Source organism: Providencia rettgeri, from assembly GCF_001874625.1.
In the GTDB taxonomy this organism is placed as follows: Bacteria; Pseudomonadota; Gammaproteobacteria; order Enterobacterales; family Enterobacteriaceae; genus Providencia; species Providencia huashanensis.
This window is the reverse complement of record NZ_CP017671.1, coordinates 4,499,949-4,509,792: the sequence shown is the minus strand read 5'-3', so window position 1 is coordinate 4,509,792 and position 9,844 is coordinate 4,499,949. Positions and strand designations below refer to the sequence as shown.

At 41.0% G+C, this 9,844-nt stretch carries 8 protein-coding genes and 4 tRNA genes; 7 read left to right on the top strand and 5 right to left on the bottom strand.

From position 1 onward, the window contains the following. The 6 genes from wecG (at window position 1) to RB151_RS20855 (ending at window position 2,976) form a co-directional block, all read left to right on the top strand. Window positions 1–753 (top strand): lipopolysaccharide N-acetylmannosaminouronosyltransferase, encoded by a 753-nt coding sequence (wecG, locus tag RB151_RS20880; protein WP_042845875.1) that lies wholly within the window; start codon window positions 1–3, stop codon window positions 751–753. Between the two features lie 223 nt (window positions 754–976). Then, window positions 977–2,353: a bifunctional threonine/serine APC transporter ThrP gene (gene thrP / locus RB151_RS20875; protein ID WP_042845874.1), complete on the top strand. Its 1,377-nt coding sequence runs from the start codon at window positions 977–979 to the stop codon at window positions 2,351–2,353. Window positions 2,354–2,520: 167 nt separating this feature from the next. Next, window positions 2,521–2,597 (top strand) — tRNA-Arg (locus tag RB151_RS20870). A 79-nt stretch (window positions 2,598–2,676) separates the two neighbouring features. Next, window positions 2,677–2,752: transfer RNA gene (locus tag RB151_RS20865), tRNA-His, on the top strand. A gap of 15 nt (window positions 2,753–2,767) precedes the next feature. Continuing rightward, a tRNA-Leu gene (locus RB151_RS20860) sits at window positions 2,768–2,853 on the top strand. Between the two features lie 46 nt (window positions 2,854–2,899). After that, a tRNA-Pro gene (locus RB151_RS20855) sits at window positions 2,900–2,976 on the top strand. 767 nt (window positions 2,977–3,743) lie between these two features. On the opposite strand, the gene RB151_RS20850 is transcribed toward RB151_RS20855, so the two are convergent. Beyond that, window positions 3,744–3,971, bottom strand: coding sequence for a hypothetical protein (locus RB151_RS20850; RefSeq protein WP_042845873.1), 228 nt, complete (start codon window positions 3,969–3,971; stop codon window positions 3,744–3,746). Window positions 3,972–4,317: 346 nt separating this feature from the next. On the opposite strand from RB151_RS20850, the gene RB151_RS20845 reads away from it, so the two are divergent. Then, entirely contained in the window at window positions 4,318–5,115 is a 798-nt protein-coding gene (locus RB151_RS20845) for a DUF1460 domain-containing protein (RefSeq protein WP_071548709.1), read from the top strand. Between the two features lie 134 nt (window positions 5,116–5,249). On the opposite strand, the gene hemY is transcribed toward RB151_RS20845, so the two are convergent. Genes hemY through hemC form a run of 4 tightly spaced genes read right to left on the bottom strand, consistent with a single transcriptional unit; the run spans window position 5,250 to window position 9,381 of the window. Beyond that, on the bottom strand, window positions 5,250–6,443 hold the full coding sequence (hemY, locus tag RB151_RS20840; protein ID WP_042845871.1) for a protoheme IX biogenesis protein HemY: 1,194 nt from the start codon (window positions 6,441–6,443) through the stop codon (window positions 5,250–5,252). Window positions 6,444–6,445: 2 nt separating this feature from the next. Next, window positions 6,446–7,681 carry a uroporphyrinogen-III C-methyltransferase gene (hemX, locus tag RB151_RS20835; protein WP_048605790.1) on the bottom strand — a complete coding sequence of 412 codons (1,236 nt, stop codon included), beginning with the start codon at window positions 7,679–7,681 and terminating at the stop codon, window positions 6,446–6,448. Window positions 7,682–7,684: 3 nt separating this feature from the next. Continuing rightward, entirely contained in the window at window positions 7,685–8,440 is a 756-nt protein-coding gene (locus RB151_RS20830; RefSeq protein WP_042845868.1) for a uroporphyrinogen-III synthase, read from the bottom strand. Continuing rightward, window positions 8,437–9,381: a hydroxymethylbilane synthase gene (gene hemC / locus RB151_RS20825; RefSeq protein ID WP_042845867.1), complete on the bottom strand. Its 945-nt coding sequence runs from the start codon at window positions 9,379–9,381 to the stop codon at window positions 8,437–8,439. The genes RB151_RS20830 and hemC overlap by 4 nt, the downstream gene beginning before the upstream one ends. Window positions 9,382–9,844: the final 463 nt, after the last annotated feature.

The window sequence follows — 9,844 nt, the reverse complement described above, 5'->3', positions numbered from 1 at the left end:
ATGGAACCGTTATCAACTCAGGCTTCATCCGTTCCACAATATTGCATTCGTGGTCATAATATTTGGGGCTTCAAAAATATGGCCCATTTTTTAGATTATTTGTTTGCAGATGGAGAAACCAAAACGGGAACGCTAGTTGCGATTAATGCGGAAAAAGTGATGATCGCTGAAAAAGATACCGCGTTAAATACCTTACTAGGCCAAGCAGAGTACTTGTATGCTGATGGTATTAGTATCGTACGTGCTATTCGCCGTAAATACCCACAAGCGGACGTTTCTCGTGTTGCAGGTGCCGATTTGTGGGAAGGCCTGATGGAAAGAGCAGGAAAAGAAGGCACTCCCGTTTTTTTAGTCGGTGGGAAACCTGAAATTTTAGAGCAGACAGAAAGTAAGCTTCGCGCTCAGTGGAACGTGAATATTGTCGGGTCTCAAAACGGTTATTTTACTGCAGAAGAAAGGGATGCGTTGTTTGAACGTATCCATGCGAGCGGTGCGAAAATAGTGACTGTTGCAATGGGCTCTCCAAAGCAAGAAATTTTCATGCGTGACTGCCGACAGGTACACCCTGAAGCTTTGTATATGGGCGTGGGAGGTACTTATGACGTGTTTACTGGTCATGTCAAACGCGCCCCTAAAGTATGGCAAAACTTAGGGTTAGAATGGTTATATCGTTTGTTATCGCAGCCATCACGGATCACTCGTCAATTTAAGCTGCTGAAATTTTTAGGCTACTATTACGGTGGTAAGTTGTAACTCTTCCAATAAAGAGACTTGCGTAATAGCTGGTCTCTTTCTTCAAATATTTCTATAATCCCTCAAAAATTAAAGCAATAACGTCGGTTTGTGCTCAATTTTCCTCACAATATGTTTTTAAAATTTGCCTAACTGACATTTTTCGACTGATTACAGTGGTGATGACTACTAAGCTTTAATTAACGCTGTAATTTAACCATGGTAATTTTTGACAGGGGTATTTATGGAAAATCCACAACAGGGACTTCAGCGTGGGCTAGAAGCTCGCCATATCGAGCTTATTGCACTTGGTGGAACCATTGGTGTTGGGCTGTTTATGGGCTCAGCCAGCACGTTAAAATGGGCAGGGCCTTCTGTTCTATTAGCCTATATCATCGCGGGTATTTTTGTTTTTTTCATCATGCGCTCGATGGGAGAGATGCTATTTCTTGAGCCTGTCACGGGGTCTTTTGCTTCTTTTGGTTATAAATACCTTAGCCCATTTTGGGGATGCCTGACTGCTTGGGGTTATTGGTTTATGTGGGTTGCCGTTGGGATCTCAGAAATCACCGCAATCGGTTTTTATGCGGAATACTGGTTTCCTGAGGTACCACAATGGGTTTTTGCTATTATTGCAGTGGTATTAGTTGCTTTAGCAAACTTAGCGGCTGTACGTTTGTATGGGGAATTAGAGTTTTGGTTTGCTATGATCAAGGTCACCACGATTGTGGTCATGATTTTGATTGGTTTAGGGCTAATATTCTTTGGTATTGGTAATAACTTTGAACCTATCGGTTTAGGGAACTTAACAGAGCATGGGGGCTTTTTTGCTGGCGGCTGGAAAGGTTTTCTATTTGCTTTGTGCATTGTTGTAGCTTCATATCAGGGTGTTGAATTAGTAGGGATTACAGCAGGGGAAGCGAAGAACCCCAAAGTCACGTTGAAAAAAGCCATTAATAATATCTTATGGCGTATTTTGATTTTTTATGTAGGGGCGATTTTTATCGTTGTTACGCTTTTTCCTTGGACTGAAGTGGGTCAACAAGGAAGCCCATTTGTTTTGACCTTTGCAAAAGTTGGTATTGTCTCTGCGGCAGCAGTCATCAATTTTGTGGTGTTGACCGCTGCGTTATCAGGTTGCAATAGCGGTATGTATAGCGGTGGGCGGATGCTATACGCATTGGCACAAAATAAACAATTACCAAGTTCATTTTTAAAACTCACAAAAAATGGCGTTCCTGGGCGTTGTGTGGGCTTTACTATCTTGTGTCTGGTTGCAGGCTCTAGTCTCAACTATATTATTCCAAACCCTGAGAAGGTATTTGTGTATGTATATAGTGCTAGTGTTTTGCCGGGGATGGTGCCATGGTTAGTGCTTCTTACTAGCCAGATCCGCTTTCGCCAGCAAAATAAAGAAAAGCTTGAGGGGCACACTTTCAAGTCGATACTATTTCCATGGGTGAATTATGCCACATTACTTTTTCTGGCTTGTGTGTTGATTGGAATGGCGATTAACCCAGATACACGCTTGTCATTAATCGTAGGGGCAATATTTTTATTGGTGGTTTCGGTTCTTTATTTTTTAATTCGCTGGGTGAATAGAGAAAATCAACAGGCCTAGCTAAAGTATTTTGGGGTATTTTTAGCGGAAATTGGTTGTCTGAGGGGGTGAATATGCTCTCTTTCTCAGCGAAATGGATAAAAGGCAAGCAATCGATATTTTTATTTCAAAAAGGACTAGACAGCGAGAGGATAAATCCGTACTATCCTCTCCCGCAACGGCGTTAAGCGCCCGTAGCTCAGCTGGATAGAGCGCTGCCCTCCGGAGGCAGAGGTCTCAGGTTCGAATCCTGTCGGGCGCACCATTTTTAGTACGCCGCTACGGTTGGCAAAATGACGTTGTATGTAGTAGAATAGCAACGCTTTGAAAAAAGTGAAGTTATGGTGGCTATAGCTCAGTTGGTAGAGCCCTGGATTGTGATTCCAGTTGTCGTGGGTTCGAGTCCCATTAGCCACCCCATTTTTTTGTGACATTGCGAGGGTGGCGGAATTGGTAGACGCGCTAGCTTCAGGTGTTAGTGTCCTATGGACGTGGGGGTTCAAGTCCCCCCTTTCGCACCACGAAAAAAGATAACTAATGCTATAAAAATCAGTACTACAAAAATTTCGGCGAGTAGCGCAGCTTGGTAGCGCAACTGGTTTGGGACCAGTGGGTCGGAGGTTCGAATCCTCTCTCGCCGACCAATTTAAAGAACCCCGCTTAATAGCGGGGTTTTTGCTTTTTATTGCCTGGTCTTTTTATTGGCTTCTTTGTCAAAACTTCTTTTCTTTCCCCTTCAGTTGGATCACTTTTGTTGATTGTGTTTTCACATAAGTTTTTTTAAAACAGGTAATATTTTGGAACTGTGAGAATTGCTATTTAACTTATTGTTTTTTCTTGAGAAGAAGATAAGTGTCGTGATCTTGATACAACCCTCTACTTACTTGTCTCCAAAAGGAGACATTTTAATCATTGATTTATAAGAAAAAATAAATAATGAATTTATGATGTCTCTAAATTGAGACAAGCAGGTGTAACGAAATATGAGAAGGGACACTCATAGAGAGAAATTATCTAGCTAGGTTGGATTGATGATTAAAAATAGCGAGTCAATCCGAGGGGTAGAGAGAAATAAAAAAAAATAGGCCCAAAAATATAGCTTTTATAAAAGTTGGCACGCATCCTGCATTATTATAGATGTAGATGCTCATCTCACTTCTTATGACAGCAAAGCTTCATAAACCCAGAGATGACGCAAAGCCGATTATCGGTGCCTATTGTCCAACTTAGATGATCAAGAGCTCATCCTCTTACCATCAACGAACGGGCGAAACGTTGAGTGAGGCACCATCCGTCTGTAGACCTGATTGTATTTTACACCTGCCTTGTGCAGGTGTTTTTTTTTCTGCAATACAAGCGACTTAGCCCCTTTACTGAAAACGTGAAAGAGGCTGTTAAACAAGATAAGAGACTATTTTTTGCCTTTACTAAACCATTTGCTGAACCAGCGAGTAATGTAGGTATAGCAGAGGATGATGAACGTAATAATAAAAATGTCTTTACTGAGGTCTTCTGTATTAAAGCCAATAAATAGGATAAAAACAAAAGGCGATAAAACTAGCAGAAGAAGATCAAAAAATATTTGTAAACGGTTTGGACTTGCAATAACCCAACGCCAAATAGTTTTAATTACATTCATATAGATATCCCACATTCATTCAAGCCAAGATGTATATTATGCTTTATACACTATGTATTTCCTTTATGACATAGTAATCACAAAATTTGTTTATACCTTGGCACATAAGTGGTTTTATTTTTTTATGATTATGTCACCTAGCGTGATATTTGTATTTTGTTTCTTTATTTTTGACAGTGTAAAACATTCGTTTGAATTAAAGTGAAACGCTGTTATTTTTCGCTTAAAAATACACATTACTAGTATTTAAATTAAACCTTAAATAAACAATTTCTTACTTTACCTTGTCAGTAAAAATAAATCATCTTTAACTGATGATTCATTTTCCCAAGGAAAGGTATTTAAAATGAAATTTTTATTTTTTGCATTGCTTTCTTTTTGTGCAGTCTCTTTTTCATCAACTAACCAGCCAAATTATTTATTAGATATGAGTGATGATTCTAAATTAGCATCGGATCAGATTATTCATAAAGTAATAATACCAAATCAAGGTCTACCCTATGGCAATCTTATTGATCAAGTTTCTAGTATTTTTCTGGGGATGCCGTATGTCGCCAACACATTAGTTGGTGGACCAAACGTCAGTGAAGTACTTGTTGTTAATTTAGAAGGTGTTGACTGTTTTACTTATCTGGATTATGTCGCGGCACTAAGCAAATCAAACAGTAGGAATACGTTTTTAAGCGCCCTTGTGAATACGCGTTATAAAGACAGTGATGTTACTTATTATAAAAGAAAACACTTTTTTACTGACTGGTATGCGGTATCACCACAAAATGCGACAGATGTGACAGCATTAATTAGCTCTGAGTCGGTTACAGTTGAAAAAAAATTAAATCAAAAAGCAGATGGTAGTGAGTTTATTAAAGGATTAGGTATTCACTCAAGAAAGGTAACCTATATTCCTACTCATGCAATTAATGAAATGGTTCTTAATAACTTAAAAACAGGCGATTATATTGGTATTTATTCACCAATTAAGGGGTTAGATGTTTCCCACACAGGTATTGTGATTAGAAAGGATAATCAGGTTTTGTACCGAAATGCATCATCACTTTCAAAGAATATGAAGGTTGTTGATACAAACTTCCTAGAATATATATCCTCCAAGACGGGTATTATCGTTCTTCGTCCTATTATCTAATTGGATATATGGGGCTAACAAATATGAATTAGCCCGTTATTTTACTTAACGATAAACTAACGGGTAGGTTTGTATACTAAATAAAATAGCCCCTAAGGTAACTTCTTGGGGGCTATTATAATTAATATAGCCTTTTATGAACGCTCTTGGTTCAATGAGTGTATTAAGGCCTCTTGGCGAATTTTTGCTGCTTCATTCGGTTTATGTAATTTGTCGAAAGCATCAGCTAACCATGATGCATCTTGTACATCAAAACGTTGAGCTAAGGCAGCTTTGAAATAAGTTTCTGCTTTATCCCATTGAGCATGCTGCAGTGACAAAACCCCCAATGTACTGTTTAGTAATGGCGTTGCCCCATTTTGCTTTTGCAGATGTAAAAGCGTTTTTTCAATAATTTCAGGGTGTTCGCTATTAAGCTTCGGCACTAACAATAACAAGCGCTCATCATATTGCTGCTTTAAGCCGTCAATGATCATTTTTTCAGCACTGTTAATGTCGCCACATTCAATTAAGTGTTCTGCTAAAAAAGCCTGCAATGCAGTTTCATGGCGGACGCGACGAGGCTGAGCTTTCCACCAAGCCTTCAAGCCATCACTCCCACCTTCAGCCATACATTGGTTCATTAACCCTTTGTAAGCTTTCAGTTTTAATGCGTCTAACTCGTCTTCAGTGTGTAATTGTACTTTGGCCATTACAGGTAATAATTCGATCAGTGCTTGGTAAGCCCCTGAACGTAAATAAGCTTGTTCGGCTAGGCGTAAAACCTCTGGGTGCCTCGGTGCTTTATCGAGAAGTTTATCAATGCCGTTACGAGCCGCGTGTACTTCGCCTTCAGCTAATTGGATGCGAACGCGACTAATATCAACAGGGAGTTGATCATTACCTGCGGCTTCTGCTGCCCTATCTAAGTATTGGTGGGTACGGTATTCATCACCGCGCTGTTGCGCCGCCTCTGCTGCCATTAAATAGTTGATTACAGGTTGTTGGGAAAAATCAGCATGCTTGCTCATCAATTTTTCAACCTGCTCAAAATCACCTTCAGCTAACTTGAGTAGGGCTTTTTGCGTTTGGGTGTGTGCTTTATGATATTTACGACCACTTACCCAACCTTTAGTCCGTGATGTGGTGCTCATAAAGCGGCGGTAACACCAACCAAGAAATAGCAACACGAATTGGAGTAAAATAAAGCCCAATATCAGGCTCGTTACACTGGTTGTAATGTCGTAGTTATCGGTGCGAATAAAAACATAGCCTTGGTGACCGGCTAATAGTGGCCCTAAGATGACACCTGCGATAAGAACAATAAATAGGAACAGTACCTTAATCATTGTTACCCCCTATTTCCAGCAGGCTCAGTTGACTCAAAAGGGTGTGGTGTATCTGCTGGTTCTGCTTTTTGTGTCTCAGTCGCGGGAACTGCGGCATCTGCTGCTGCATCAACAGCACCATCATTTGCCTTAGTATTGTCAGAGGATTGAGCAAGTAAGCTACGCACTCGCGTTTGCATAACTTTCTCTAGCTTTTCTTGGCTTTCTAAGGCGTCAGGCATTTCAACATCAATCGGTTGATTAATTAGCTCGTCAATGGTTGATAAGAACGCTTTCGTTTCCGGCGCTTCAGTATCAAAATAAGCTCTTACCCATGTTGAAGCCTGCTCAAGCGACTGTTTGTATGTTTCTTCTTGGAAGCGAGGAACGGCTTGAGCTGCGATTAGCAACTGTGAACGAATGTTTTCACGAAGGTAAATGTCTTGATTTGGGGCTAGTAGTGGTGCTTCAGAACCGTCACGAGCCCTGACGGTGATGAAATCGTTAGTGAAGCTTTTCCAACTACGAGATAAGTTTTGTTGCCAATCAGAAATGTCATCACTGACTTCGGCATTATCTTCATTTTTAGCATCACCACTGTTTAAGTCGGCTAAACGTAAGTTATCAACGTCGTTACTGAGTTGGTTTAGGCGTAAGATAATACCGTCATAGTCGACTTGATTGATGGCGGCTAATTTTGCCATGTCATTGTTAATTGACTTGCGAATATCGAGCAGACTTGGGTCGTTCATTTCAGCCAAACTAGAGTCTGCACTTTTTAATAGGACAGCTGCTGTGACAGGGTCGTGGTCGTTCCACAGTTTTCTTCCTGCCATTTTTACCATAAAGTCAGCTTGTGCAATCAGCCAGCTTTTAACATCACTACTGGAAAGGGCAGTCACGTGAGCTTGCAGTTCTTGCATGCGACGATTGAGCCTATCTTCATACTCGCGAGATTGGTTTTTCATCTCAGTATTTGCGGTAATTAGGGCATCTAAACGTTGTCTATCTGAATTTTGTTGTTCGATTAAATCACTCAATTGCTGTTTTAGTTCATTGTTTTCATTTACTAAAGTTGCATTGTTTTGTTGAGTGAAATAATAAAGACCACCACCAATGGCGATGATAATAGCGATAGCAATTACTCCGCCAATGAGACCAGAACGTTTTTGTTCCGAAGAGGTTTTTTTTTCGGAGTGCTGTTGTTTTGCACCTGTTTCTGGGGTAACCGTCTCGGTTGTTTTATCGTGTTCCGTCATAAATTAGCATCCCATGTCGGTTGAAATTAATGCTTCTAATAAAGCATTATTATCTGCACTATTAGCTACACAGACCCTCTGCCATCCAGCTTGGCGAGCTTGATCTGCAATCCGTTCACTGACAACGAGTAAGCGGCGGGTAAACCACCAATTTTGATACTCTTCAGCGATTAATTCTTCTAGTAAAGCTAACATTTGGCCACTGGTTATCACAATGTCAGTGATATCAACTTGAAACCATTTGCGATTAAATTCGTTTTTTTCGTAAGGGATTGGGTGCCTTGCATAACATTCACAATAGTCGACTTGCGCACCTCGAGCCCTTAATGTTGAAGCAAGAAGTTCTCGGCCACCATTTCCACGCAATAAAAGGGCGTGTTTCCCTTCGAGAAACTGGAGATCAGGAAGCGTGAGTAGCACTTCGCTGGTTTCCCCTTGTTCAGCCCAATGGGCTGGCTTCCCGGTTACTTTCTTGAAAAACTGGGCGGTAGAGCGACCAATACCATAGTAAGATAGCTTATCTGACCAGTTACGTCCCATTTGTTCAAGTGTTAAATTTGCGTACTCGACTGCATTTTTAGATAAAAGAAAGACTAAGTCGTTTGTATTGAGGTGATCAAGGCGTGAAACTAGCGTGTTTAATTCAGCGCCTGGTCCAATACTGATCAAAGGGGAAGAGTAGGCTTCTCCCCCTTTAGCGGTGATTGCCGTTATTAGCTCCGAACCTGTGGGTTCAGGGCGTGTAACAAGAACCCTCATGCAGGTGGGTTCCCGTTATAAACTTCGGCTAAAATTTCCCTTGCACCGCGTTCGAGGAGTTCTTCCGCGAGTGATACACCCGCTTGGCTTGCTTCATTTGGGGCGACAAGCCTTTCTCCACGAATAATAATACTCCCATCAGGTGCGCCAACAAGAGCACGTAGCCATATTTTGTCGTCTTGCCAAATAGCATAACTACCAATAGGGACTTGGCAGCCCCCTTCTAAACGCATATTCATTGCGCGTTCAGCAAGAACACAAATAGAAGTCGTATCATTATTAAGCTTAGCGAGCAGCTCTCGTGTAACACTATCGTTTAATCGACACTCAATGCCAACGGCCCCTTGACCAACAGCAGGGAGACATTGTTCCGGTGCAAGAGCTGTGCGTATACGTGCTTCTAACCCTAAACGTTTTAGCCCTGCTACCGCTAAGATAATGGCGTCATATTCACCATTATCGAGTTTAGATAACCGTGTGCCTACGTTACCGCGGAGATCCCGAATGACTAAATCCGGACGAAGTTCTCTTAATTGGCATTGGCGACGTAAGCTAGATGTCCCAACGATGCTGCCTTTTGGCAACGCATCAAGATTGTCATAGTGGTTTGAAACAAAGGCATCTCGAGGGTCTTCGCGTTCACAAATAGTGACTAGGCCCAAGCCTTCAGGAAATTCAACAGGAACATCTTTCATTGAATGAACGGCAATATCTGCACGCCCTTCTAATAAAGCCAGTTCAAGTTCTTTGACAAACAAGCCTTTTCCCCCCACCTTTGCGAGCGGAGTGTCAAGGATGATATCCCCTTTTGTCACCATCGGAACCAGCTCAACCTGCAAGTTAGGATGTAATTGCTCTAGCTTATCTTTGACAAAATGCGCTTGCCATAAGGCCAAAGGGCTTTTGCGCGTAGCAATGCGCACAATATTTGTTGATGTCATTTTACTGTTTTCTCTAGCGAAGAACGCCGTAGATTAACCATACAATTGACGTTAGTTTTAACATGTTAAGGATATTTTTTCCAGCTGAGCTCAAAGCCACCGCTGTGTGGCTATCTTAGTGTTTGCTGTTGTTTGGTTCATTCCACTACATTCTTTACCCACCTTCACTTACTCAACATGAAATTCGGCCCATACACTGACAAATCGTGATGTTACTTTTCGATGGTCTCTTGATAAATATTTTCCGGTGATGCGTGCTAACCAAAGAATTATTTTAGCTTTTCGTGCTGTTTTTTTTGTTGGGTTACCTGTAGGTTTCATCTGTTCATGTTGAAGCGTTCAAGCATAGATGCTGCATGTATTACGCTTACATGGCATTTTACATAGTGGTTTTGTTGTTCAATTTGCATCAAAAGTATTATTCCATTGAAAAACAAGGGATATTCTGATGCATTAAAAAATA